Here is a 25,069-nt window from a genome sequence, read left to right on the forward strand (position 1 = left end):
AGCCGTCCCCCGCTGGTCGAGGCGCGAAGGCCGCCAGGCCTGAGCCGTCCCCCGCTGGTTGAGGTGCGAAGGCCGCCAGGCCTGAGCCTCGAAACCCGGTGACTCGACCGTCGGCGTCGAGAGGTCATCCACAGCCCCAGTCGACGTCGTTGCCGCGGACCGAGCACCCGGGAACGCTTCAGGCATGCCCTACGCCTATCTCCTGCGCTGCTCGGACGACTCCTACTACGCCGGCAGCACGTGGGACCTGGAGGTGCGGCTCTGGCAGCACAACGAGAGTCCCGACCTGGGCGCGGCGTACACCCGCAGGCGACGGCCGGTGGAGCTCGTCTGGAGCGCGTGGTTCGACTCGGTCGAGGAGGCGTACCTGTTCGAGAAGCGCATCCAGGGGTGGAGCCGGCGCAAGCGCGAGGCGCTCATCAGAGGTGAGTACGACGCGCTGCCGAACCTCTCACGCCGTGCGGCCGTGCAGCGGCGGGCTGCGACTTCCGAGGGGACCGGGTCGGCACCGACTCCCGGCTCACCGGGTTTCGAGGCTCGGGCCTAGCGGCCCTCGCACCTCAACCACCGGGAGAGGGGCCCGGGGCTGGCGGCCCTCGCACCTCAACCACCGGGAGGAGGGCCCGGGGCTGGCGGCCCTCACACCTCAACCAGGGGAGAAGAGCCGACCGCTCGTCGTACGAGAACGACCGCTCGCCGACGCGGCACGCCCGCTGGGCGAACGTCGGGCGCGCACCCCTCTCCGTCGTACGACGACCGCTCCTACGGTGACGGCGATCACACCCCCTCGTCCGAGAGGACCCACCGTGGCGTCACGACCCGATCCGAAACAGGCCTCCCCGCACGACCCCGTCTACCAGGAGCTGCACGCCCGGCCCGAGTTCACCGAGCTGCGCCGGCTCTACCGCGGCTTCGTGTTCCCGGCGACGGTCGCGTTCCTCAGCTGGTACCTGCTCTACGTCGTGCTCTCCAACTGGGCGCACGACTTCATGAGCACCAAGGTCGTCGGCAACATCAACATCGCGCTGGTGTTCGGGCTGCTGCAGTTCGTGACCACCTTCCTGCTGGCCTGGCTCTACAGCCGGTTCTCGACCGCGAAGCTCGACCCGCTGGCCCGCCAGCTCGACGACGAGTACCGCGAGCACCAGGCGAAGGGGGCCTGACATGGACGACCAAATGCTCACCACGACCCTGTTCCTCGCCGTCGTCGCCCTGACGGTCGGCATCACGTTCTGGGCCAGCCGGCAGAGCTCGGGCACGGCCGACTTCTACGCCGGCGGCCGCTCGTTCTCCGGCGTCCAGAACGGCCTCGCGATCGGCGGCGACTACATGTCGGCCGCCTCGTTCCTCGGCATCTCGGGCGCCATCGCGCTCAGCGGGTACGACGGCTTCCTCTACTCCATCGGCTTCCTGGTGGCCTGGCTGGTCGCCCTGCTCCTGGTCGCCGAGATGCTGCGCAACTCCGGGCGCTACACGATGGCCGACCAGCTGGCCTACCGGATGCGGCAGCGGCCGGTGCGGATGGCGGCGGCCAGCTCGACGGTGATCGTGTCGATCTTCTACCTGCTCGCCCAGATGGTCGGCGCGGGCGCGCTGGTCACCCTGCTGCTCGGCGTCGACGACCAGGCGGTCAAGAACCTGACCATCGTGGCCGTCGGCGCGCTGATGGTCTTCTACGTCACCGTCGGCGGCATGAAGGGCACCACCTGGGTGCAGATCGTGAAGGCCGTGCTGCTGATGAGCGGCTCCGCGCTGATCGTGGTGCTGGTCCTCATCAAGTTCAACTTCAACATCTCCGACCTGCTCGGCTCCGCCGCGAACAACTCGGGTGCGGGCTCGGCGTTCCTCGAACCCGGCCTGAAGTACGGCGCCACGATGACCAGCAAGATCGACTTCCTCAGCCTCGGCATCGCCCTGGTCCTCGGTACGGCGGGCCTGCCGCACATCCTGATCCGCTTCTACACGGTCCCGACCTCCCGCGACGCGCGGAAGTCGGTGCTGTGGGCGATCGGCCTGATCGGCGTCTTCTACCTCTTCACCCTGGTCCTCGGCTTCGGCGCGGCGGCCCTGCTCGACACCAGCACGCTCGACGCGGCCGGCAACCTGGCCTCGCCGAAGCTGGCGGAGGAGGTCGGCGGCGGTGCCGGCTCGACCGGCGGCGCGATCCTGCTCGCCCTGATCGCGGCGGTGGCCTTCGCGACCATCCTCGCGGTGGTGGCCGGACTGGTGCTGACGTCCTCGGCGTCGGTGGCCCACGACATCTACAACAACGTGGTGAAGAAGGGCCAGGCCACCGAGCAGCAGGAGATCCGGATGACCCGGATCGCGGCCGCCGCCATCGGCGCGATCGCCATCCTGCTCGCCATCCCGGCCCAGAACCTGAACATCGCGTTCCTGGTCGCCCTGGCCTTCGCGGTCGCCGCGTCGGCCAACCTGCCGGCGATCGTCTACAACATGTTCTGGCGCCGCTTCAACACTCGTGGCGCGGTGTGGAGCATCTACGGCGGCCTGATCTCCTCGGTCGGCCTGGTGATCTTCTCGCCGATCGTCTCCGGCAAGGGCGAGGACCCCACCGGCAAGAACCTGTCCCTGCTGCCCACCAGCATCGACATCTCCTGGTTCCCGCTGGAGAACCCCGGCATCGTCTCCATCCCGCTCGGCTTCTTCTTCGGCTGGCTGGGCTCGGTGACCTCCCGCGAGCCCGAGGCCGAGGAGCGCTACAACGAGCTCGAGGTCCGCGCCCTCACCGGTGCGGGCGCCGAGCAGGCGATCAAGCATTAGCAACTCGTTGGTCGAGTGGCCAGGCCAACGCGGCGGGTCTCGATACGCCACCTCGTTCCTCGGCGGCTACTCGACCAACGAGACCTCAGATCGTTGGTCGAGTCCAACGAGACCTCAGATCGTTGTTCGAGTCCAACGAGACCTCAGATCGTTGGTCGAGTCCAACGAGACCTCAGATCGTTGGTCAAGTCCAACGAGACCTCAGATCGTTGGTCGAGTAGCGAGCGCCAGCGAGCGTATCGAGACCCCACGCGACGCTCTCGATGCACCTGACGACAGTCGCCGACGCAACCGCAACGCGACCCGGCCTAGTGTGGGCCGCGTCACCGATTCCCAACCCAGGAGACCGAGCACCGTGAGCGACGAGACCCTCTCGAACCTGCTGAAGGAAGACCGCCGGTTCGAGCCGCCGGCCGAGCTGGCGGCGAACGCCAACCTGAAGGAGGAGGCCTACGAGCGGGCGGCCGCGGACCGCGAGGGCTTCTGGGCCGAGCAGGCCGACCGGCTGAGCTGGGACCAGAGGTGGGACACCGTCCTGGACTGGACCAACCCGCCCTTCGCGAAGTGGTTCGTCGGCGGCCGGCTGAACGCGGCGTACAACTGCGTGGACCGCCACGTCGAGGCCGGCCACGGCGACAAGGTGGCCTTCCACTGGGTCGGCGAGCCGGCCGACGACAAGCGGACCATCACCTACAGCCAGCTGAAGGACGAGGTCAGCCAGGCCGCCAACGCGCTGACCGACCTCGGCGTCGGTGCCGGCGACCGGGTCGCGATCTACATGCCGATGATCCCCGAGGCGGTCGTCGCGATGCTGGCCTGCGCCCGCATCGGCGCCCCGCACACCGTGGTCTTCGGCGGCTTCTCCTCCGACGCCCTCGCCTCCCGGCTGACCGACTGCCAGGCCAAGGTCGTCGTCACAGCCGACGGCGGCTACCGCCGCGGCGCACCCTCGGCTCTGAAGCCCGCGGTCGACGAGGCCCGCACCAAGACCGACGTCGTCGAGAAGGTGCTCGTCGTACGCCGGACCGGGCAGGACGTCGCCTGGGACGACGACGTCGACGTGTGGTGGCACGAGTCGGTCGAGCAGGCCTCCACCGAGCACGCGCTGGAGTTCTTCGACGCCGAGCACCCGCTCTACGTCATGTACACCTCCGGCACGACCGGCAAGCCGAAGGGGATCCTGCACACCACGGGCGGCTACCTCACCGGCGCGGCGTACACGCATTGGGCGGTCTTCGACCTCAAGCCCGAGACCGACGTCTACTGGTGCACCGCCGACATCGGCTGGGTGACCGGCCACTCCTACATCGTCTACGGGCCGCTCGCGAACGGCGCCACGCAGGTGCTCTACGAAGGCACCCCCGACTCCCCCGAGCGCGGGCGCTGGTGGCAGATCATCGAGGAGTACGGCGTCACGATCTTCTACACGGCGCCGACCGCGATCCGGTCGTTCATGAAGCAGGGCCGCGAGATCCCCGACGGGCGCGACCTGTCCAGCCTGCGGCTGCTCGGGTCGGTCGGCGAGCCGATCAACCCGGAGGCCTACGTCTGGTACCGCCACGTCATCGGCGGCGACCGCACCCCCGTCGTCGACACCTGGTGGCAGACCGAGACCGGCTCGATCATGATCAGCCCGCTGCCCGGCGTCACCCACGGCAAGCCCGGCTCGGCGATGATCCCGATCCCCGGCGTCGCGGCCGACGTGGTCACCGAGGAGGGCGAGTCGGTGCCGAACGGCTCCGGCGGCTACCTCGTCCTCACCGAGCCGTGGCCCGCGATGCTCCGCACCATCTGGGGCGACGACCAGCGGTTCAAGGACACCTACTGGTCGCGCTACGCCAAGCAGGGGTGGTACTTCGCCGGCGACGGCGCGAAGAAGGACTCCGACGGCGACCTGTGGGTCCTCGGCCGCGTGGACGACGTCATGAACGTCTCCGGGCACCGGCTCTCCACCACCGAGATCGAGTCCGCCCTGGTCTCGCACCCGAAGGTCGCCGAGGCGGCGGTCGTGGGCGCCAAGGACGAGGACACCGGCCAGGCCGTCTGCGCGTTCGTGATCCTGCGCGACGAGGCGGGCGACGGCGGGGCCGACATCGTCGAGGAGCTGCGCAACCACGTCCGCAAGGAGATCGGCGCGATCGCCAAGCCGCGCCAGATCATGATCGTCGCCGAGCTCCCCAAGACCCGCTCCGGCAAGATCATGCGCCGCCTGCTCCGCGACGTCGCCGAGAACCGCGAGGTCGGCGACGTCACCACCCTCGCCGACAGCTCCGTGATGGACCTGATCTCCGCCAAGCAGAGCGAGGGCAAGGGCGAGGACTGACTCCTCCCCTCGCCGATCGTCGAGTCGGCGTGAGCTTGCTGCCGAGTCGGCGCGGGTTCGCGCCGACTCGGCGGGCCGGGCGCTCGCGGATAGGGTGGGGCGTGGTGCGCCGGGAAGTCTGGTCGGCAGTCCTGTCGCCGACCCCTCGAAGGGCCCCATGTCCCAGCACCGCTCCCCCCGCCTGTTCTCCCGCGGCACGTTCCTCGAGAGCTCCCGGATCGCCGAGGTCCTGCGCGCCGAGACCACCGGCGGCTTCCTGCTCATCGTCGGCGCCCTCATCGCGATCGTCTGGGCGAACACGCCCTGGGCGCCGTCGTACGCCGACCTCCGCGACCTCCGGGTCGGCCCGGAGTCGCTGCACCTCGACCTGTCGCTGGGCACCTGGGCGGCGGACGGGCTGCTGGCGATCTTCTTCTTCGTCGCCGGACTCGAGCTGAAGCGGGAGTTCGTCGCCGGCGACCTGCGCGATCCGCGGCGGGCCGCGCTGCCGGTCGCGGCGGCGGTCGGCGGCATGGCTGCGCCCGCGATCGTCTACGTGCTGTGGAACCTCGGCGCCGACGGCGACCTGACCGGGTGGGCGATCCCGACGGCCACCGACATCGCGTTCGCGGTGGCCATCCTCGCGGTCATCAGCACGCACCTGCCGTCCGGCCTGCGGACCTTCCTGCTGACGCTGGCGGTCGTCGACGACCTGCTGGCCATCACCATCATCGCGATCTTCTACACCGACGAGCTGCGGCCGTCGTACCTCCTGCTGGCGCTGGTGCCGATCGCCCTGTTCGCGGCGCTGGTCCAGCGGCGGATCCGCTCCGGGTGGCTGCTCGTGCCGCTCGCGCTGGTCGCGTGGGTGCTGGTCCACGAGTCGGGGGTGCACGCGACGGTGGCGGGCGTCCTGCTCGGGTTCACGGTGCCGGTGCTGCGCAGCGAGGCCGCTGGCGGACCGGACGCCGGTCCCGGGCTGGCCGAGCACCTCGAGCACCTGGTGCGACCGATCTCGGCGGGAGTCGCCGTACCCGTGTTCGCGTTCTTCGCGGCCGGGGTGGACGTCGGGGGTCTCGCGGGGCTGACCGACGCGCTGACCGACCCGATCGCGCTCGGCATCGTCACCGGGCTGGTGGTCGGCAAGACGGTCGGCATCGCCGGATCGACCTGGCTGCTGGCGACCTTCACCCGCGCGGACCTCGACGACGAGCTGTCGTGGGTCGACGTGGTCGGGATGGCGATGCTCGCGGGCATCGGGTTCACCGTGTCGCTGCTGATCGGCGAGCTGGCCTTCGGGACCGGCTCGCCGCAGGACGACCATGTCAAGGTCGGGGTCCTGGTCGGCTCGCTGGTGGCGACCCTGCTGGCCGCGGCGGTGCTGCGCACCCGCAACCGCGTCTATCGGCGCCTCTGCGAGGAGGAGGGGATCGATGCGGACGGCGATGGGGTACCCGACGTCTACCAACGCGACCACCGACCCGGTCCCACGGGCTTGTAGGGTCTGCACACCGCATCCCGCTCGCCCTCAGGAGAGGTCCGCATGGCCACCGAACCCGTCCCGGCACCCCGCAAGGACGACCCGACGATCGGCAAGCTCGTCGCCGACGCCAGCCGCGACATCTCGACCCTGATCTCCAAGGAGATCGAGCTCGCCAAGTCCGAGCTGAAGGTGAGCGTGAAGGCCGGCGGGATCGGCATCGCGATGTTCGCCGCGGCCGGCTTCGTCGCCGTGCTGGCGATCATCATGCTCTCGGTGGCGATCGCCTACTTCATCCACTGGAACGGCAGCGGCCTGAGCCTGCACTGGGCGTTCCTGATCGTCTTCGGCCTCTACCTCGGCATCGCCGGGCTGCTGGTCTTCGTCGGCATCAAGAAGGTCAAGCAGGTCGGCCCGCCCGAGAAGGCCATCGAGCAGGGCCGCGAGATCCCGAAGGCGTTCAAGGGCCAGTCGTGACGTCGCCGGTGACCGGGTCGTAGACGTAGACCTGCTCACCCGCCCGCTGGTCGCGGGCGTGCAGCACGTGGCAGACCGGTGACGGGCCGTCCAGGTCGACCACCGAGGCGCCGGCGCCGAGCACCGCCCGCACGAGCGGTGGTGGGGCGGTCAGGTCGATCCGGGTGACGTCGGGGCCCGTGGCGCTGACGTGGGTATCGGACAGGTGCAGGATCCGGTGGCCCATCCGCACCGCCTACCCGGCGCACTCCCCGGTGGAGACCTCGCTGCTGCGCGTGATGCCCTCGGCGGCCGTGCCGGCGACCTGGGCGGCGGTCAGGGCGTAGCCGGTGTCCTCGTCGGTGACCGACGCGGCGAAGACGACGCCGACCACGTCGCCGTCACGCGCGACGATCGGGCCGCCGGAGTTGCCGGGGCGGACCAGGCCGCGCAGCGAGAAGACCTCGCGGATGACCGAGCCCTTGCCGTAGATGTCGGGCGAGCGGAGCCGCTGCTCGGCGCGGATCCGGCCGGCCTGGGCGTCGTACGGGCCGTCCTGGGGGTAGCCCAGGATGACGACCGGGTCCTGCGCCTCGGCGGTCTCGTCGAGGTCGAGCGGGGTGCGGCCCTCGGCGTCGAGCTGGAGCACGGCGAGGTCGAGCTGGGGGTCGTAGAGGACGACGGTCGCGGGCACCGAGTCCTCGCCGAGCAGCACCTCGGGCTCGTCGACGCCGGCGACCACGTGGGCGTTGGTGAGCAGACGGTCCTCGGCGTACAGGAATCCGGTGCCCTCGACGCCGCGCCCGCAGCGGTTGCTGGCGCGGACCTTGAGCACGCTCTCCTGGGCGACCCGCACGCGACGCCGTTCGAGGAGCTTGTTGTCGCCCGGGGCGACCTCGACGATCCGCTCGGGGGCGAACGGCTCGAGGTAGCGCGGGAAGAAGCTGGTGCCGACGACGTCGTTGAAGGCGTTGAGGACGTTGGGCGCCGAGCGGGGCAGCACGCCGTTGACCTTGGCCAGCACCGTCGACTCGCGGACCAGCGGGGTGACCTCGCCGATCCGGCTGCCGGAGACCGCGACGCCGAGCGCCCAGGCGACCAGCAGGACGGCGGCCGCGCTCAGCAGGGCGCCGCCGATCGCGTCGAGGGCGCGGATCGGCTGCCAGGTGATCTTGTTGCGGATCTTGGCGCCGGCGAACTGGAAGAGCGCCTGGCCCAGGGAGGCGGCCAGGATGACGATGAACAGCGCCCCGAGCGAGACCCACATCGACGGGGAGGCGTCACCCAGCGCGACCGGGGCCAGCCAGACGCCGAACAGACCGCCCAGCAGCAGGCCGGCGGTCGCGAACGCGCCCGTGATGAAGCCCTGCCAGTAGCCCGACAGCGCGTAGGCGACGACGAGCGCGACGAGCAGCCAGTCCAGCAGGTTCACCCCGGCTCCTCGTCCTCGTTCTCGTCGTGCGGGTCGTCGTGCTCGATGTCCAGCATCCCGGCCCGGGCGTTGCGCTGCGTGCGCGAGTCGCCGGCCAGCATGTACGACGGGAGGTCGCGGACGCGCGCATCGTCCCACGGCCGGGACCACCCGAGGTAGTCGAACAGGCGCGCGATGATCCCGCCCGTGAAACCCCACAGGATGACGTCCTTGTCTGGACCGATCAGGAAGCCCGGACTGGTGTAGCCGTTGGGGTGACGGACGGTGATCCGGTGCTCGGGATCGACCAGCTCGCTGATCGGCGCGTGGTGGATCGCGTGCACCTCGGCCCGGCTGACCACCGACGCACCGCCCGGCTCGCGCCACCAGCCGAGCACCGGGGTGACCGCGAAGTTGCTCGGCGGCAGCCACAACTCGGGCAGGAACCCGAAGACCTCCACCGAGGACGGCGCCACGCCGACCTCCTCCTCGGCCTCGCGCAGCGCCGCGTCGACGACGCCCTCGCCCGGGTCGAGCGAGCCGCCGGGGAAGGACACCTGGCCGGGGTGGGACCGCATGTCGTGGGCGCGCTCGGTGAGCAGTAGCTCGCCGCCGGACGGGCCCTCGCTGAACAGCATCAGCACCGCGCCCAGCCGGGCGCCTGCGCCCTCGGGCGGGACGAACCGGGTCAGGTCGGAGGCCTGGATGCGCTCGGCCGCCGCGCGGACCGGGACCAGCCAGTCGGGCAGGACCACCGGCTCGGTCACAGGGTGACCCCCAGGTGCTCCTGGACCAGCGCCGTCAGCTCGGCGACGGAGTCGATCCCGCCGGCCGACATCGCGACCGTGCCGTCCTCGCGGAGGAACGCGAAGGTCGGGTAGCCGCGGGGGCGCAGGTCGGTGCCCTGGACGTCGTTGCCGGGGTCGGCCAGCTGGGGGTACGTCGCGCCGGTGGTCCGGGCCAGCTCCAGGGCCTGCGCGGGGAACAGGTCGTTGGTGATGCCCACGACCGGGACGCGGTCGCCGTGCTGCTCGTGGAACGCCTGGATCGCCGGCATCTCGTGGCGGCAGGGGCCGCAGGCGGCGTACCAGAAGTTGAGGACCAGGGGCCCACGCAGCGTGGCGAGGTCGACGTCGGGGCCGCCGCCGAGGCAGGCGAGGGTGAGGTCGGGGAGGCCTCCGACGTCTCCGTCGCCAGGCACGCAGTCCTCGACCCCGATCTCGGCCTTCAGCTCACGCAGCTCGGGGGTGTCGACGTCGACGCGCGAGGGCCGGGCGCCGCCGATGGTCGTGTCCTCGGCATCGGGCGCGCAGCCGCTCGCGAGGAGCAGCAGCACGGCCGCCGCTCCGAGGGCCTTCCTCATGCGCGACCCTCGGTCTTCACCAGCTTGGCGGCGGCCTCGGGGTCGGTCGGCCCGGCCCCGAACGCCGGGCACCACTGGGAGACCGGGCACGCGCCGCAGGCCGGCTTCTGGCTGTGGCAGCGACGACGGCCGTGCCAGATCAGGTGGTGGCTGAGCATCGTCCAGTCCCGCTTCGGGAAGAGCGCGCCGACCGCGTGCTCGACCTTGACCGGGTCGGTCTCCTCGGTCCAGCCGAGCCGGCGGGCCAGCCGCCCGAAGTGGGTGTCGACGGTGATGCCGGGGACGTCGAAGGCGTTGCCGAGGACGACGTTGGCGGTCTTGCGGCCGACGCCGGGCAGCTTGACCAGGTCGACCAGCCGGCCGGGCACCTCGCCGCCGTGGTCCTCGACCAGCGCGGCGCTGAGCCGCAGCAGCGACTCGGTCTTGGCCCGGAAGAACCCGAGCGGCCCGACGATGCCCTCCAGGGTGGCGCGGTCGGCCGCGGCCATCGCCCGCGCGTCCGGGTAGGCCGCGAACAGGGTCGGGCGCACGGCGTTGACCCGCTTGTCGGTCGTCTGCGCGGACAGCACCGTCACGACGAGCAGCTGGAACGCGTCGTCGAAGTCGAGCTCGCAGCGCGCGTCGGGGTAGGTCTCGGCCAGCACCCGGTCGACCTTGCGGGCTCGGCGGACCAGGCTGGTGTCGGGCTTGATCGCGGTCACCGGGGTCACAGGCACGACTTCAGGGTACGGCGGGGCACCGACAGTGCGGCCGGCGTACCCGCGACTCGCGGGGGTCCGGTGTCGCCTGTGAGATACCCCACTGGCTAGGATCACGACGGAATGCCTTTGCGCAGGTGAGGGCGGACATCCGGTCAACCAGGAGGACCCGTGGACAACGACGTACTGCGTCAGGCGCCGCTGTTCAGCGCCCTCGACGACGAGGCCGCGACGGCGCTGCGCGCGTCGATGGCCGAGAACCGGCTGCGCCGCGGCGACGTGCTCTTCCACGAGGGCGACTCGGGCGACAAGCTCTACATCGTCCTCGACGGCAAGGTGAAGCTCGGCCGTACGTCGTCCGACGGCCGCGAGAACCTGCTCGCCATCCTCGGCCCCGGCCAGATGTTCGGCGAGCTGTCGCTCTTCGACCCGGGCCCGCGCTCGGCCACGGTCACCGCCGTCACCGACGCCGCGTTCGCGTCGCTCTCCCACGAGGACCTGCTGCGCTGGCTCGAGGGCCGCCCGGTCGTCGCCCGCGGTCTGCTCGCCCAGCTCGCCGGCCGGCTCCGCAAGGCCAACGACGTCGTCGCCGACCTGGTCTTCTCCGACGTGCCCGGCCGCGTCGCCAAGGCGCTGCTCGACCTCGCCGACCGCTTCGGCCGCACCGCCGACGACGGCGTGCACGTCCACCACGACCTCACCCAGGAGGAGCTGGCCCAGCTGGTCGGCGCCTCCCGCGAGACCGTCAACAAGGCGCTCGCCGACTTCGCCTCGCGCGGCTGGCTTCGGCTGGAGCCGCGCTCGGTCGTGATCATGGACGTCGAGCGGCTGGCCCGGCGGGCCCGCTGACACTTCCCCGGTTCACCGGATAACTAGGACGTTGCCGGGCGTTGCTTCACCCAGGAACGTCCGGGTTCGGCTGAAAAGGTCGGAGAAAGTCGGCCCGACCGACCCCCCGGACACCCCCTGCCCGGCGTAGGAGGGGGTGAGAGGGGGTCGGGTGACTCACGAGGACGACTTCGACGCGTTCGTGGTGGCGCGCACGAGCGCGCTGGCGCGGACGGCGTACCTGCTCACGGGGGACGCGCACCTCGCCGAGGACCTGGTCCAGACGGCGCTGTTCAGGGCGGCCAAGGCCTGGTCGCGGATCGAGGGCGACCCCGAGCCCTACGTCCGCCGGATCCTCTACACGCAGAACGTCTCGTGGTGGCGGCGCCGGCGGCTGTCCGAGGTCCGCCTCGGCTCGTACGACGCCCCCGCCGTCCCGTCCGACCCGGACCTGCGGCTCAGCCTGGAGAGCGCCCTCGCCCTGCTGACCGTGCGGCAGCGGACCGTGCTGGTGCTGCGCTACTTCGAGGACCTGACCGAGGTCCAGACCGCGCACGCCCTCGGGATCTCCCCGGGCACGGTCAAGTCCACGACCCGGAACGCGCTGGCCCGGCTGCGCACCCTCGCGCCGGAGCTCGGCGACCTGGTGGGAGGAGCGTCATGAGCATCCACGACGAGCTGGAGCGGATCGCGGCCCGGGCTCCGGAGGTCGTCGTACCCGATGACACGTGGGCGCGGGCGCGACGTGCCCGTCGGCGCGACCGGCTCGGGGTCGTGGCCGCGGTCGTCGCCGTGCTGGCGATCGCCGGGACCCTGGTCTGGCTGCCGACGCGGGACGAGGTCGAGCCGGTCGACGGGCGGTCGCTCGGGGTGCCGAACCGGTTGTGGGCGGTGCCGGAGCGGATGTCGGACCGGGAGAACGACGACTCGTGGATGCGGGACGAGGTCTCGTCGCAGCTCGATGTCGGGACAGCCGCCGCCGCCTGGACGACGCCCGGAGGACTGCCGGTGGTCGTGGGGGCCGCGGACGGCGCGTACCACCTGCTCGATCTCCCGGACTTCGGCGGCAACAACTTCCTCCTGAACTACGGCCTCGGCGGCTCGCCGGTCGCGCTGTCACCGGACGGGCTGCGCCTGGCCTACGCCTACGCCCACTTCGGCCCCGACGCGGCAACGGAGCCCATCCCGAGCGGCGTGCGGGTGCTCGACCTCGAAGAGGGTTCGGTGACCGACCACCCGATCCTCGGAGCGGAGGGCACGGCCGTCGGGTCCCTGACCTGGTCCTCCGACGGTCACTGGCTCGGCTGGACCGGTGAGCGCTACGCCTCCTGGACCGAAGGCTCCACCGGGAGTGCGACGCCGGTCGCCGGGCGGATCGATCTCACGAACGGTTCGGTCGACCAGATGCGGATCGGCGAGCCCAGTGCCATGACGGTGGCGATCGCCGCCGACGGGGTGCTGAGCATCGTCGGCAACGACCGGGTGATCCGCTGGGACGGAGAGCATCGGGAAGCGCGTCGCCTCCGCGGATTCTGGTCGGGCCGCGGCGTCGTCACCGCCGACGGTTCGATTGCCGCCGGGATCGACTCCGAACTCGCCGTACAGCTGCTCGATCGCCGCCTGAAGGTCTCCACCATCGACGCGAGCGGCGAACTGAACCCCGTCGCCGGCGGCACCGCCACCGTCCTCGGCATCACCGCCGATCGGCTCGTGGTCCGCACCAGCACTCTCGACTCGTCGGACGGCGCCCTGCTGCTGCTCGAGCGCGACGGCACCAGCGCCACCGTCGCCGCCGTCGACGCCGGCGTCCCCGACACTCTGACCCTGGCCACCGACCTGATGACCACCGAAAGGCCCACCGTCGACCGCCCCGAACCCGACTGGCCGACCGACTGGGGCCGGGTCGTGACGATCGGCGGATGGATCCTGGTCGTAGCCGCCGCGCTGGCCCTCCTGGCCTGGACCTTCCTGCTGCGGACCCGGCGCTCGCCGTACTCCTCCCCTGGCGTGCGGCGTCCTGTCCCCTGAACAGCGCAATTGCGCCGGTTGTGGGACCTGACGCGCCGTACTGGCCCGTAACTGGCGCAATTGCGCCACTCCCGGGTGGCGGGGTAGCCGCCCGGCCGCTCAGACGAAGTGCTCGCGCCAGGTCTCGTCGAGCTCGGGGACGTCGGTCATGCCGCGCTTGGCCAGCAGCCCGCGGATTCGCTGCAGGGTGCGCTCCGGCTCGCGGTAGACGCCCTTCGAGGTCACCAGCAGAATCCGCCAGTCCTCGTCGTCGAGCTCCTCGCGGCGCTCGATGTCGCGCTCCCACTGCTGCGGGTCGTCCGCGTGCTGACGGCCTTCGTACTCGATCACCAGCTTCAGCTCGGGATAGCACAGGTCGTAGCGGCGCTTGATGGTGTTGACCTCGTCGCGCACCTGGACGTTCACGAGCGGCTCGGGCAGGCCGGCCAGCACGATCAGCATCCGGAGGCGGGTCTCCATCGGCGAGTCGACGCCCTTCCGGACATACGACGCCGCCCGGGCCGCCGCCTTCGCGTAGTAGTCGCCGGACGCCCGACACTTCCGCAGCAGCCCCGACGGGCTGACGTGACCGGCGGCGACGATGGCGTCGCCCAGGACCACGAGGTCGACCAGGCTCAGCCAGCCGGCCAGCTCGATGAAGGTCGTGACGACGTCGGTCGTCGGGATGCCCCGGACCGACGCGGGTCGGCGCGCGCGGATGGTCACGTGAGACTTCAGCTCGGGGCGTTCGCGACGGTCCTTGCGCCGGCGTACGGTCACGTGCTCGAAACGGTGGTCGGGGACCGGCAACCCCCACAGCCGCGCGGCGCTGAAGTGGCTCGCGAAGGCACCCGTCGGGTGGATCAGCAGGGCCGCGAGGATGCGGGTGTCGTCGTCGACGCCGTCGCGGTGGACCCAGGCGGACCGCATGACCTGGACGTACTCCTGGCGCCGCAGCACCTCCGGATCCCGGCCGGCCTTCCGCAGCTGGGCACGCGTGAACGGACGGTGCTCGTCGAGGTCGTCCGCGGCCATGCGCCCACGCTGCCCGCTGCGCCGATCGGCGGCATCCCGCTATCCACAGGCCCAGCCACCGGCGCCGTCCACGCCACTGCCCGCAACCGGCGCAATTGCGCCGGTCGGGGGACTCAGATCGCGCTACTCGCCCGTAACCAGCGCAATTGCGCCGGTCGTGGGACCGAGGGACCGACGGACCCGCGCCGCGCCGCGCCGCCGCTCAGCGCAGGAACACCCACCACAGGACCGGCAGCGACGACAGCGGTACGGCGAGCACGCCGACCACCCAGTCGCGCCGCGTGGCGGCGTCCCAGTCGGGGACGGCGGGACGCTCGCCGAGGGTGGAGGGGACGGCGGGGAGACGGCGACCGGGCGCGCAGAGCAGCGGGAGGCCGGTGTCGCCGGGCTCGCCGACCACCTCGGCGACGGCGAGGGGCGGGCCCTCGCCGGTGATCGACGAGTCGCGGGTGCCCCAGGAGGTGTTGCGCTGGGTGAGCATGGCCCAGTAGATCTGCCAGCTGATCACGGCCGAGTAGGCGAAGGCGTAGGCGATGCCGCCCCACCAGTGCGGGCTGCGCTTCACGCCGGCGTAGAGCAGGCCGTAGAGCACCGCGACGACCTGCAGGCCGACCAGGTAGAGCCAGGGCGAGCCGCCGAGGAAGACCGGGCGGATGACCAGGGAGTGCAGGGCGACCAGCGGGCCGAGCAGTTGGAAGAGCACGCTGGCGTAGACGCCGAACGCGGCGATCAGCGGCCAGCGCCAGGCGAAGCGGACGACGTACAGGGTCTCCCGCAGCCAGGACTTCTTCCAGCGCAGCTGCTGGGTCAGGAACGCCTTCCAGCGGTCCGGGACGAGCGTCGCGCTGACCGCGGTCGACTGGTAGCGGACCTCGCGGCCGCGGCGCAGCAGCGCGTTGGTGAGCGCCCGGTCGTCGCCGAAGGTGGCCTCCTGGCCGAGGAAGCGCTGGTTCTCCCACTCGTGGAGGACCTCGAGGAGCTCGGAGCGGCGGTACGCCGAGAAGCAGCCGGACGCGCAGGTGACCGCGCCGTACCGCGACTCCGCGGCCTTGATGACCCGGAACGCGGCGAAGTAGCGGACCTGCTGCAGCCGGGTGAGCAGGTTGGTGCCGGGGTTCTGGACGTCGGCGTGGCCGGTCACGGCGGCGACCCGCCCGGTTCGGTCGCCGAGGAACGGCTTGACCAGCTCGCGCAGCGCCTGCGGCTCCAGGACCGAGTCGGAGTCGACGAAGACCACCAGGTCGGCGCCGTCCGCGGCTCGTACGGCGGCCGCCATCGCGGCCCGCTTGCCACGGTTGCGGGAGAACTTGATGCCGTCCAGCAGCGGGTGCCGCACGGCGCTGGTCTTGATCCGCGCCCAGGTGTCGTCGCTGGAGCCGTCGTCGACCACGACCACGCGCAGCTTGTCGGCCGGGTAGTCGACCCGGAAGAGCGCGTCGATGGTGTCCTCGACGTGCGCCTCCTCGTTGAAGGCGGGCACGGCGATGACCAGGCTCGGCAGGTCGGCATCGGGCACGGTGGTGGTGTCGGGGCGGTAGCGGAAGGCCACCGCCACCCGGGTGACCAGGTACGCCGCGAGCAGGTAGGCGTAGACCTGCAGCACCAGCGAGGTGGCCAGCGCGTCGCCGACCTTCAGCGACAGCACGAAGACGAGCAGCGCGGCGGCGTACGCGACGACGGTGAGCCGCCACAGGGCGTGCGCCCAGCCGACGCGACGGCGCGGGGCCGGGGCGGGCGCCGGCTCCGCGGGGACGACGAGCTCCGGCTCGAGGACGGCGGTCACGGCTTGCTCCCCTGCAGCTCGGCGAGGTTCCAGATGGTCTGGTCCTCGCGGCCCAGCCGCCAGAACCCGAGGTTCCAGCCGCGGTCGGCCGCGAGGGCCGCGCGCCGCTGGATCGTGCGGTCGTCGACGTACCAGAGCACCCGCTGGGCGCCCGGGACGGACGGGTCGGCGGCGGTCATCACGTTCTCCGCCGAGTCGGTGTCGAACACGTGCGACGTGAACTGACCGAGCACGGCGAGGACGCCGTCGTACTCGCGCGTCGTCGCGGCGCGGCTCAGGCACACCCACTCGACGACGAGTGTGCCCGCCCCCGGCGTGCCCTCGTACGACGTCCGCGCACGGGCCGTGCGAGTCGGCACCGGGCAGGCCGGGGCGGTCGGGAACGGCGTGCCCGGCCAGGCGATCCGGTCGGTGCGGACGACGGTCTCGGACCAGTCCATGGCGTAGAGGTTGGTGCCGAGCGTGAGCTCGGCGGTGACGTCCGGCCGGTCCTCCAGCAGGTCGTGGAAGTAGTCGGTCACGGCCGCCAGCCAGCGCGCGTCGGCCACCGGGCCGGACTCGCTGGTCGACCAGTGCAGGCCCCAGGACATCACCCAGAGCTCGTCGACGACGGCCCCGAGCCGCGCGTAGTCGAAGAGGTAGGCGCGTGGGCGGACCGTGCTGGCGGAGGCGGAGTCGGTGCAGTAGAGGACCGCCCGGGTCTGCGGGTCGGTGCGGGTGCACCAGTTGGGCGAGACGGCCACGCTGACCAGGCCGCCGTCGGCGTGCACCAGCGCGGTGATCTCCTCGACGAAGGCGCTGTAGCCGTCGCGGAGCCGCTGCCAGCGCTGCATCTTGGTCAGGTCGCCGACGCCGGTCGCCGGCATGTTCATCTCGAGGTCGAGGCTGGCGCCGTCGTACCCGCCGTCGCGGACGATCGCGGCGATCGTCGCGGCGCCGTGGGCGCGCGCGGCCGGGTCGGCGACCAGCGCCTCGATGGCCCCGGGGTCCTCGGAGTGGAAGCGGGGCAGCACCTTCACGCCGCGGTCCCGGAACCAGGTCGTGAGGGCGGGCCGGCCGGTGCCGGTGACGTCCCCGGCGCGGGAGACCTCGAAGAAGGTCGGGAAGACCCGGTCCAGCCGACGGTAGTGGCGCTGCGCGTCGGTGAACGACTCGCCGTCGCTGGTCAGCACGTAGGCGCGGACGTCGCCGGTGGCCTGCTCGGGCCGGCCGGAGGTGGTCCGGAGGGTCACCGGCCGGGACAGGTTGCCGGCGCGGTCGCGGGCCCGGACCGCGAAGGTGTACGTCGTGCTGGGGCGGAGGTTGCGGGCGACGTACGAGCGGGTGGCCGAGCCGCCCAGGACGACGCCGTCGCGGTAGACGAGGTAGCCGGTGACGCCCACCCGGTCGCCGGCGGCCGGCCAGGTGAGCCGGACCTCGCTGCCGGTCCGACTCGTCGCGGTCAGCGACGCAGGCGCGCTTGGAGCGGTGCGATCGAGGCAGGCGGGGGTGCGCAGCCTGGCCCCGGGCGAGGCGGCGGAGCGGCGGCCCCGGCGGTCGACGGCCACGGCGGTGACGCGGTAGGTGCGGCCGCAGGCGAGCGGCACGGCGACCCGGGAGGTACGGCGGGTGGTGGCGACCGTCTTGCCGCCGGCCTTGATCCGGTAGGTGAGCCGGCCGGCGCCCCGCGAGCGGCCGAAGTCGACGACGGCACCCTGCTGGGTCACGGTCGCGACGGTGAGCGGTCCGGGGCGGGTCGGCCCCGGGGTGGGAGCGGCCTCGGCCGGGGCCGCGGCGAGCAGGCCCAGCCCCAGGCTGGTGAGGAGGGCAGCGACCACGGTCGCGGCGGACGACGGCACGTTCGGGCTCCTGGGGGTGCGGGCGACCCGGGGGCGCACGGCCCCCGGGTCACCCGGGACGGGATCGGTCAGCGCTTCTTGGCGGACTTGACGGTGACCGAGTACTTCACCGGCCTGCTCGCCGAGACGCCGTCGGACGCCTTCAGGGAGAACGAGTCCTTGCCCTTGTAGCCCTTGTCGGCCACGTAGGTCCAGGACGCGCCCTTGCGGACCAGGTCGCCGTGCTTCGGCTTCGCGGCCACGGAGATCTTCAGCGCGTCGCGGTCGGCGTCGGCGCAGGTCAGCTTCACCGCGATCTTGGCCTTCTTGGCCTTGCTGGCCGCCCGGGCCGTGAGCCGGGTGGCGCCGGTGCAGCGCGGGAGCGCGTTGGTCACCTGGACGGCGAAGGCCACGGGGGCCGAGGCCTGGATGCCGTCGGTCGCGGCCAGGGTGAACACGTCGGTGCCGACGTAGCCGGCGGCCGGCTTGTAGGTCGCCGTCCCGCCCTTGACCGTGACGGTGCCGTGCTGGGCCTTCGCGACGACCGAGCGGGTCAGCGCGTCGCCGTCGGCGTCGGCGCAGGAGACCGCGAAGGCGGCGGTCCGGTCGTGGACGGTGCGCAGGGCGCCGCCGGTGCAGGCCGGGCGGGCGTTGGTGACGGTGACGGCCACGGAGGCCGGCGTCGAGACCAGGGCGCCGTCGGTGGCGACCAGCGTGAAGGAGTCGGCGCCGGTGTAGCGCGGGGCCGGGGTGTAGACGGCCTGGCCGCCGACCACGGCGACGGTGCCGTGCGCGGCGCCCGTCGTACCGGTCTGGATCTGGAGGGTGTCGCCGTCGGCGTCGGTGCAGACCAGCGGGACGGCCACGGAGGCGTCGTGCTTGACGGTCAGCGGGGCGACGGTGCCGCAGGTGGGCCGCTCGTTCTCGATGGTGAGGACGGCGGTGGTCACAGGGCTCTCCGCGAGACCGGTGCGCACGCCCTTGAAGGTGAAGGTGTCGGTGCCGGTCGCGTTGGCGAGCGGGCGGTAGCTCACGACGCCGGTCGCGGCGTCGACCGAGAAGGACTGCGCCTTGGTCGGCTGCGTGACGACGACGTACTGGTCGACGGCGTCGCCGTCGGTGTCCAGGCAGCTGAGGGTGAAGGTGTTCGCCTGGTCGCGCTGCACGTCGACGTTCGAGGAGGAGCAGACGACGGCGTACGACGGACTGGCGGCCTGGACCGGCGCGACCGCGGCCACCAGGCCGAGGACGGTCGCGGCGACGGCACCGAAGGCGGTGCGGCGGACGGGGGATGAGGTCATGGGAAGTTGTCTCCTGTGAAGGGGGCGTCCCCCAGGAGTCGGCCCGGTCCGGGCGGGCCTGAGGACATCGTGTGGATTCACTCAAGATGCCGCCGACACGACCGATGCCGTTGACATGTCGCAGACCCAGGAGCGCCCGACCACCGGCGCCACCCTCGTCCCGACCGACGTCCCGACCCTGGCCGTCGTCGGCCTCGGGTACGTCGGCCTGCCCACCGCCCTCGCCTACGTCGCCGGCGGCGGCCGGGTCGTCGGGTACGACGTCAGCGAGCCGCGGCGTACCGCGATCGCCCGCAACGACGTCGACCTGCTCCCGCGCGACCTCGACCGGCTGGCCGGCCTGCAGGGCGACAAGCGGCTCGTCGTCACCGGCGACGCCGACCGCCTCACCGAGGCCGACGCCGTCATCGTCTGCGTGCCGACCCCGGTCGACCACCACCTGACCCCCGACCTGACCGCGCTGCGCGCGGCCTGCCAGGTCGTCGTCGAGCGCGCCCGCCCCGGGCAGCTGCTCGTGCTCACCTCCACGACGTACGTCGGCACGACCCGTGACCTGCTCGACGGCCCGCTGCGCGCCCGCGGCCTGGTCCCCGGCGTCGACGTGCACGTCGCGTTCTCCCCCGAGCGGATCGACCCCGCCAACGTCGACTTCCCCGTCGAGGCCACCCCGCGGGTCGTCGGCGGGCTCACGCCGGCCTGCACCGCGCGGGCGGCGGACGTGCTGCGTCGTACCGCTCCGCTGGTGCACGAGGTCAGCTCCCCCGAGGCCGCCGAGATGACCAAGCTGCACGAGAACACCTTCCGCGCGGTCAACATCGCCTACGCCAACGAGATGGCCGACGTGTGCCAGCGCCTCGGCCTCGACGTCACCGAGGTGATCAGTGCCGCCGCGACCAAGCCGTACGGCTTCATGGCCTTCAACCCGGGCCCCGGCGTCGGCGGCCACTGCATCCCCTGCGACCCGCACTACCTGCTCTGGCAGCTGCGCGCCGACCGCGCCGAGGCCCCGGTCGTCGACGCCGCCATGCGCGCCGTCGCTGCCCGACCCGGCCGGGTCGTCCAGCGGGCCAAGGACGTGCTCGCCGAGGCCGGCCGCCCGCTCGCCGGCGCGCACGTCCTGGTCGTCGGCGTCTCCTACAAGCCGGGCGTCGCCGACGTCCGCGAGTCGCCCGCCCTGGAGATCATCGAGCGCCTGCGCCGCGGCGGTGCCGAGGTGTCGTACGCCGACCCGTACGTCGAGCACGTCGCCGTCGACGACGGCGTCCTGTCCAGCACCGGCCAGCCCTGGCGCCGCGCCTGGGACCTCGTCGTCGTGCACACCCTGCACCCGGACGAGGACGTGCACTGGCTCGCCCACGCCGGCCTGGTCCTCGACGCGACCTACAAGCTCCCCGCCAACCTCGGCACCCGCGTCTGACGCCCACCGTTGCTTGAGGTGCGAGGAGCGCTAGCGACGAGCCTCGAAACCCGGTGAGCCGAGAGTCGGCCAGCACCACCGGCTGCCTCTCGGCCTGCGGAGGTTTCGAGGCTCCTCCGCTCCTTCGTCGCTCCGGAGCACCTCAACCAGCGGCGAGGTAGGCGAGCTGGGCCCGGACGGACATCTCGGCGGCGAACCAGACCGCCTGGTCGACGTCGGCGTACACGACCTCGACCACGCGGCGCGGGAGCGTCTCGTCCTCGGCGAGCTCGGGGGTGAGCGGCTCGCCGAGCTCGCGCAGCGCGGCCTCGACCTGGCCGAGCCGCTCGCGGCGGTGCACCAGGTAGTGGTCGAGCACGGCGCCGGCGTCGTCGAGCACCGGGCCGTGAGCCGGCCAGATGGCCTCGACCTCGCCCGCGGCGACCAGCGCGCGCATCTTCTCGATCGAGTCGAAGTAGGGGCCGAGCTGGCCGTCGGGGTGGGCGACGACCGTCGTACCGCGGCCGAGGACCATGTCCCCGGACAGCAGCGCCCTCTGCGCGGGCAGCACCAGCGAGATCGAGTCGGCCGTGTGGCCGGGGGTCGTCACGACCCGCAGCCGCAGGCCGTCGACGTTGAGCTCCTCGCCGTCGACGACCGGCTCCGCCCCGAGGCAGTACGCCGGGTCGAGGGCCCGGACCGCGCAGCCCTTGGCCTCGGCGAACGCCGCCGCGACCTCGGAGTGGTCGAAGTGGTGGTGGGTGAGAAGCACCAGCCCGACCTCGCCGGTCTCCTCGACCAGCCGGTCGAGGTGGCCGTTCTCGATCGGACCGGGATCGACCACGACCGCGCGCGCCTGCCCCGCGGACGACGGCTCGCGCAGCACCCAGGTGTTGGTGCCGTCGAGGGTCATCACCCCCGGGTTGGGAGCGAGCAGGCAGTCGGCGCGCGGCGGGAACGCACCGCCCGACCAGGGGGTCACGCGCGGCGCTCCGCGACCAGCGGTCGCAGCCGGTCGGGCATCGACAGGGTCCAGCCCTCGGCGAGCGGCTCGACGCTGGGCGTGAACATCTCGACGCTGCGGCCGGCGGCGACCTCGAGGACCGCGGCCGGGCCGTCGTACGTCCCGATCTCGAGGCTGGTGAGGTACGTCGGCGGCATCAGCGCGAGCTCGCCCGCGTCGGCCTGGGCCGCGGCGACCCGCGCGGGGATCCAGGCCACCGACGACGACTCGGTCGACACGTCGCGGGTCCGCTGGCCCTCGGGCAGCAGCGCGACGAAGAACCAGGTGCGGTAGCGCTTCGGCTCGAAGACCGGCGTCAGCCAGGCGTCCCAGACGCCGAGGAGGTCGGTGCGCAGCACCAGCCCGCGGCGGTTGAGGAAGTCGGTCATGGCCAGCTCGCGCGACTCCAGGGCGACCCGGTCGGCCTCCCAGTCGTCGCCGGTCGTGTCGGCGACGACCGCGTCCGCGGAGGTCCCGGCGAGCAGGACCCCGGACTCCTCGAAGGTCTCGCGCACCGCCGCGCACACCAGGGCGCGGGCGGTCTCCTCGTCGCAGTGCAGCCGGGCGGCCCACTCCGCGGGCGACGGGCCGGCCCAGCCGACGGTCGCGTCGAAGTCGCGCGGGTCGACGCCGCCGCCCGGGTAGACGCACATGCCCCCGGCGAAGTCCATCGTCACGTGGCGGCGCATGTAGTAGACCTCGGGCCCGTCCGCGGAGGGGCGCATGAGGACGACGGTCGCGGCGTCGCGCGGGTCGACCGGGGTCTTGCGGCCGTCGTCGTACTCCTGGGCGACGGCGACGATCTTCTCCGGCAGCGGGACGGGCGGCAGTGGGATGCGCACCCTCAGACTTCTACCAGGATCTCCACCTCGACGGGGGCGTCCAGCGGCAGGGCCGGGACCCCGACCGCGGACCGGGCGTGGATGCCGGCGTCGCCGAAGACCTTGCCGAGCAGCTCGGAGGCGCCGTTGGCCACGCCGGGCTGGCCGGTGAAGTCGGGGGTCGAGGCGACGAACGCGACGACCTTGACGACCCGCTTCACCTCGGACAGCTCGCCGACGATGCTCTTGACGGCGGCGATGGCGTTGAGGGCGCACTGCTGGGCGCAGTCGTAGGCCTCCTCGGCCGTGACCTCGCCCCCGACCTTGCCGACCGCCATCAGCTCGCCCGAGCGCATCGGCAGCTGGCCGGAGGTGAAGACCTGGTGGCCCGAGCGGACGGCGGGGACGTACGCCGCCACCGGCTTGGGCACCTCCGGGATGCTCAGGCCCAGCTCGGCCAGGCGCTCCTCCGGGGTGGCCATCTCAGCCCGCCAGCGGGCGCTTGAAGTAGCCCACCAGGTTCTCGGGGTTCATGCCCGGCGCGATCTGGACGAGCTCCCACCCGTCGGCGCCGAAGTTGTCGAGGATCTGCTTGGCCGCGTGCGTGAGGATCGGCGCGGTGAGGTACTCCCACTTGGTCATGCCGAGGACCCTACTCGCGGATCATCCCGTGGACTGACGCGCTCGCGGGTCCTCGCGTCTACGGTGGCTCGCGTGGACCGGCAGCCCTGGCGACTCGACCCGCGCTGGCACCGCTGGTTCGACCTCCTCCTCGTCGGCGGGCTGCTGCTGCCGGTGCCGCTGCTGGGCGTCGCCGTCGGTCCGGCCGAGGCCGGGCTCTCGCTGCTGCAGATCGCCCCGCTGGCCCTGCGACGGAGCCGGCCGGTCGCGGTCTTCACGACCGTCGCAGCGGCCAGCGTGCTGCAGGCGGTCCTGATCGACCAGCCGGTGTGGGGGCAGGTCGCGTTCCCCGTCGCCGTCTACTCGGTCGCCCGCTTCTCGCGCGCCGCGCCCGCCGCGGCGGCCCTGGTCGTCGGGTTCTGCGGCGCGGTGGTGGCGTCGTACGACTGGCTGAACGAGTTCGACACCACCGGCTGGCAGGCGCTGGTCTCCTACGTCTTCTTCGTCTCCGCGATCGTCGCGACGGCCTGGGCGCTGGGCACCCTCGGCCGCACCCGGGCGGCGTACGTCGCCACCCTGGTCGAGCGCGGCGAGCAGATCCGGCGCGAGGCCGAGCAGCAGGTCGAGCTGGCGGCCGGCGAGGAGCGCGCGCGGATCGCCCGCGAGATGCACGACGTGGTCGCGCACGGGCTGTCGGTGATCGTCGTCCAGGCCGACGGGGCGCGGTACGCCGCCGAGCACGACCCCACGATCGCGACCCGCACCCTGGAGACGATCTCCGCGACGGGTCGCGAGTCGCTCACCGAGATGCGCCGGATGCTCGGCCTGCTCCGTGCCGGCGACACCGGGACCCGGCCGCAGCCGCGGCTCGACGACGTCGCGGTGCTGGTCGCCGAGGCGCAGACCGCCGGCGAGCAGGTCGAGGCCACGCTGCCCGAGCCGGCCGTCGCCGCCACCGTGCCGGCCGGGGTCGCGCTGACGGCGTACCGGGTCGTCCAGGAGGCGCTGACCAACATCCGCAAGCACGCGGGGCCGGGCGTCCGCGCCCGCATCGTCGTCACGGTCGGCCGGGAGCTGGAGGTGCTCGTGGAGGACGACGGGCGCGGGGCGGCCAGCGACGACGACGGCCGCGGGCTGGGCCTGGTCGGCATGCGGGAGCGGGTCGGCGTCCACGACGGGTCGCTGACCGCCGGGCCCCGGCCGGGCGGCGGCTACCGGGTGTCGGCGAGGCTGCCCCTGTGACGAGACCTGTGAGCGATCCGATCCGCGTCTTCCTCGTCGACGACCAGCAGATGGTCCGCGCCGGGTTCACGATGCTCGTCGACAGCCAGCCCGACCTGCAGGTCGTCGGCGAGGCCGGCGACGGCGCCGACGCCCTCGAGCAGCTCAGGGTCACCCCGGCCGACGTGGTGCTGATGGACGTCCGGATGCCCCGCATGGACGGCGTCGAGGCCACCCGCCTGCTGGCCGCCCGCCCGGACGCGCCGCGGGTGATCGTGCTGACCACCTTCGACCTCGACGAGTACGCCTTCGCCGCCATCAAGGCCGGCGCTGCCGCGTTCCTGCTGAAGGACGCCGCCCCGCCCGACCTGCTCAACGCCATCCGCTCGGTGCACGCCGGCGACGCCGTCGTCGCCCCCAGCACCACCCGGCGGCTGCTGGAGCACTTCGCCGCGGCCCTCCCCGACGCCCCGTCGGCCGCCCCCACCGGCCCCGACCCGCGGCTCGCCGTACTCACGGAGCGGGAGCGGGAGGTGCTGGTCCTGGTCGGCCGCGGCCTCTCCAACACCGAGCTCGCCGCCCACCTGGTCGTCGCCGAGGCCACGGTCAAGACGCACGTGTCCCGGCTGCTCGCCAAGACCGGCTCGCGGGACCGGGTCCAGCTGGTGGTGCTGGCCTACGAGGCGGGGCTGGTCGGATAGCAGGGCGCTCGGTGGGGGCGAACAGCGGCGACGAGGCCCGCTGA

General features: G+C 72.6%; 25 protein-coding genes. 12 read left to right on the forward strand and 13 right to left on the reverse strand.

Going from position 1 to position 25,069, the window contains the following annotated elements:
- Positions 1-184: 184 nt before the first annotated feature.
- The 6 genes from V7S47_RS23130 (at position 185) to V7S47_RS23155 (ending at position 7,040) form a co-directional block, all read left to right on the forward strand.
- Entirely contained in the window at positions 185-547 is a 363-nt protein-coding gene (locus V7S47_RS23130; protein ID WP_336563782.1) for a GIY-YIG nuclease family protein, read from the forward strand.
- Between the two features lie 259 nt (positions 548-806).
- Positions 807-1,163: a DUF485 domain-containing protein gene (locus V7S47_RS23135; protein WP_336563783.1), complete on the forward strand. Its 357-nt coding sequence runs from the start codon at positions 807-809 to the stop codon at positions 1,161-1,163.
- A 1-nt stretch (position 1,164) separates the two neighbouring features.
- On the forward strand, positions 1,165-2,781 hold the full coding sequence (locus V7S47_RS23140; protein ID WP_336563784.1) for a solute symporter family protein: 1,617 nt from the start codon (positions 1,165-1,167) through the stop codon (positions 2,779-2,781).
- Between the two features lie 355 nt (positions 2,782-3,136).
- Positions 3,137-5,104, forward strand: coding sequence for an acetate--CoA ligase (acs, locus tag V7S47_RS23145; protein WP_336563785.1), 1,968 nt, complete (start codon positions 3,137-3,139; stop codon positions 5,102-5,104).
- 157 nt (positions 5,105-5,261) lie between these two features.
- Positions 5,262-6,584 carry a Na+/H+ antiporter NhaA gene (gene nhaA / locus V7S47_RS23150; protein ID WP_336563786.1) on the forward strand — a complete coding sequence of 441 codons (1,323 nt, stop codon included), beginning with the start codon at positions 5,262-5,264 and terminating at the stop codon, positions 6,582-6,584.
- Positions 6,585-6,626: 42 nt separating this feature from the next.
- Complete coding sequence (locus tag V7S47_RS23155) at positions 6,627-7,040, forward strand: phage holin family protein (RefSeq protein ID WP_336563787.1); 414 nt, start codon at positions 6,627-6,629, stop codon at positions 7,038-7,040.
- Here the strand turns inward: V7S47_RS23155 and V7S47_RS23160 are convergent.
- From V7S47_RS23160 to nth, 5 genes are read right to left on the reverse strand one after another with little or no spacing between them, the layout of a single operon-like run.
- On the reverse strand, positions 7,024-7,266 hold the full coding sequence (locus V7S47_RS23160) for a hypothetical protein (protein ID WP_336563788.1): 243 nt from the start codon (positions 7,264-7,266) through the stop codon (positions 7,024-7,026). The two genes, V7S47_RS23155 and V7S47_RS23160, sit on opposite strands and share 17 nt — an antisense overlap.
- Before the next feature lie 9 nt (positions 7,267-7,275).
- Positions 7,276-8,451 carry a MarP family serine protease gene (locus V7S47_RS23165; RefSeq protein WP_336563789.1) on the reverse strand — a complete coding sequence of 392 codons (1,176 nt, stop codon included), beginning with the start codon at positions 8,449-8,451 and terminating at the stop codon, positions 7,276-7,278.
- Positions 8,448-9,197, reverse strand: a complete 750-nt coding sequence (locus tag V7S47_RS23170; RefSeq protein WP_336563790.1) for an NUDIX hydrolase — start codon at positions 9,195-9,197, stop codon at positions 8,448-8,450. The genes V7S47_RS23165 and V7S47_RS23170 overlap by 4 nt, the downstream gene beginning before the upstream one ends.
- Positions 9,194-9,793, reverse strand: a complete 600-nt coding sequence (locus V7S47_RS23175; RefSeq protein ID WP_336563791.1) for a TlpA family protein disulfide reductase — start codon at positions 9,791-9,793, stop codon at positions 9,194-9,196. Before V7S47_RS23175 ends, V7S47_RS23170 begins: the two co-directional genes overlap by 4 nt.
- Positions 9,790-10,509, reverse strand: coding sequence for an endonuclease III (nth, locus tag V7S47_RS23180; RefSeq protein WP_336563792.1), 720 nt, complete (start codon positions 10,507-10,509; stop codon positions 9,790-9,792). Before nth ends, V7S47_RS23175 begins: the two co-directional genes overlap by 4 nt.
- A gap of 153 nt (positions 10,510-10,662) precedes the next feature.
- On the opposite strand from nth, the gene V7S47_RS23185 reads away from it, so the two are divergent.
- The 3 genes from V7S47_RS23185 to V7S47_RS23195 all read left to right on the forward strand — a co-directional run bounded on the left by V7S47_RS23185 (position 10,663) and on the right by V7S47_RS23195 (position 13,347).
- On the forward strand, positions 10,663-11,340 hold the full coding sequence (locus tag V7S47_RS23185) for a Crp/Fnr family transcriptional regulator (protein WP_090854061.1): 678 nt from the start codon (positions 10,663-10,665) through the stop codon (positions 11,338-11,340).
- A gap of 151 nt (positions 11,341-11,491) precedes the next feature.
- Positions 11,492-11,983 carry a SigE family RNA polymerase sigma factor gene (locus tag V7S47_RS23190; protein ID WP_336563793.1) on the forward strand — a complete coding sequence of 164 codons (492 nt, stop codon included), beginning with the start codon at positions 11,492-11,494 and terminating at the stop codon, positions 11,981-11,983.
- The gene (locus V7S47_RS23195; RefSeq protein ID WP_336563794.1) at positions 11,980-13,347 is read left to right on the forward strand and encodes a WD40 repeat domain-containing protein; all 1,368 of its coding nucleotides are present in this window, start codon (positions 11,980-11,982) and stop codon (positions 13,345-13,347) included. The genes V7S47_RS23190 and V7S47_RS23195 overlap by 4 nt, the downstream gene beginning before the upstream one ends.
- Positions 13,348-13,446: 99 nt before the next feature.
- On the opposite strand, the gene V7S47_RS23200 is transcribed toward V7S47_RS23195, so the two are convergent.
- The 4 genes from V7S47_RS23200 to V7S47_RS23215 all read right to left on the reverse strand — a co-directional run bounded on the left by V7S47_RS23200 (position 13,447) and on the right by V7S47_RS23215 (position 19,262).
- Positions 13,447-14,361, reverse strand: a complete 915-nt coding sequence (locus V7S47_RS23200) for an endonuclease domain-containing protein (RefSeq protein ID WP_336563795.1) — start codon at positions 14,359-14,361, stop codon at positions 13,447-13,449.
- 202 nt (positions 14,362-14,563) lie between these two features.
- Entirely contained in the window at positions 14,564-16,144 is a 1,581-nt protein-coding gene (locus tag V7S47_RS23205) for a glycosyltransferase family 2 protein (RefSeq protein WP_336563796.1), read from the reverse strand.
- Positions 16,141-17,982: a fibronectin type III domain-containing protein gene (locus tag V7S47_RS23210; RefSeq protein ID WP_336563797.1), complete on the reverse strand. Its 1,842-nt coding sequence runs from the start codon at positions 17,980-17,982 to the stop codon at positions 16,141-16,143. The genes V7S47_RS23205 and V7S47_RS23210 overlap by 4 nt, the downstream gene beginning before the upstream one ends.
- 68 nt (positions 17,983-18,050) lie before the next feature.
- Complete coding sequence (locus V7S47_RS23215; protein ID WP_336563798.1) at positions 18,051-19,262, reverse strand: Ig-like domain-containing protein; 1,212 nt, start codon at positions 19,260-19,262, stop codon at positions 18,051-18,053.
- A 115-nt stretch (positions 19,263-19,377) separates the two neighbouring features.
- Here V7S47_RS23215 and V7S47_RS23220 point away from each other — a divergent pair, with 115 nt between their 5' ends.
- The gene (locus V7S47_RS23220; RefSeq protein ID WP_336563799.1) at positions 19,378-20,679 is read left to right on the forward strand and encodes a nucleotide sugar dehydrogenase; all 1,302 of its coding nucleotides are present in this window, start codon (positions 19,378-19,380) and stop codon (positions 20,677-20,679) included.
- 142 nt (positions 20,680-20,821) lie between these two features.
- Here V7S47_RS23220 and V7S47_RS23225 read toward each other — a convergent pair whose 3' ends face one another.
- The 4 genes from V7S47_RS23225 to V7S47_RS23240 are packed head-to-tail and all read right to left on the reverse strand — an operon-like array spanning position 20,822 to position 23,124.
- Positions 20,822-21,640, reverse strand: coding sequence for an MBL fold metallo-hydrolase (locus V7S47_RS23225; RefSeq protein ID WP_336563800.1), 819 nt, complete (start codon positions 21,638-21,640; stop codon positions 20,822-20,824).
- Positions 21,637-22,503: an NUDIX hydrolase gene (locus tag V7S47_RS23230; RefSeq protein WP_336563801.1), complete on the reverse strand. Its 867-nt coding sequence runs from the start codon at positions 22,501-22,503 to the stop codon at positions 21,637-21,639. The genes V7S47_RS23225 and V7S47_RS23230 overlap by 4 nt, the downstream gene beginning before the upstream one ends.
- A 2-nt stretch (positions 22,504-22,505) precedes the next feature.
- Positions 22,506-22,964, reverse strand: a complete 459-nt coding sequence (locus V7S47_RS23235; protein ID WP_336563802.1) for a RidA family protein — start codon at positions 22,962-22,964, stop codon at positions 22,506-22,508.
- A gap of 1 nt (position 22,965) precedes the next feature.
- Positions 22,966-23,124 (reverse strand): DUF4177 domain-containing protein, encoded by a 159-nt coding sequence (locus V7S47_RS23240; RefSeq protein ID WP_090854082.1) that lies wholly within the window; start codon positions 23,122-23,124, stop codon positions 22,966-22,968.
- A 72-nt stretch (positions 23,125-23,196) separates the two neighbouring features.
- On the opposite strand from V7S47_RS23240, the gene V7S47_RS23245 reads away from it, so the two are divergent.
- Both V7S47_RS23245 and V7S47_RS23250 read left to right on the forward strand, forming a co-directional pair.
- The gene (locus V7S47_RS23245) at positions 23,197-24,345 is read left to right on the forward strand and encodes a sensor histidine kinase (RefSeq protein WP_336563803.1); all 1,149 of its coding nucleotides are present in this window, start codon (positions 23,197-23,199) and stop codon (positions 24,343-24,345) included.
- Between the two features lie 8 nt (positions 24,346-24,353).
- Complete coding sequence (locus V7S47_RS23250) at positions 24,354-25,025, forward strand: response regulator transcription factor (protein ID WP_336563805.1); 672 nt, start codon at positions 24,354-24,356, stop codon at positions 25,023-25,025.
- Positions 25,026-25,069 lie beyond the last annotated feature (44 nt).

The organism is Nocardioides sp. CCNWLW216 (assembly GCF_037120545.1).
GTDB lineage: Bacteria > Actinomycetota > Actinomycetes > Propionibacteriales > Nocardioidaceae > Nocardioides > Nocardioides lianchengensis.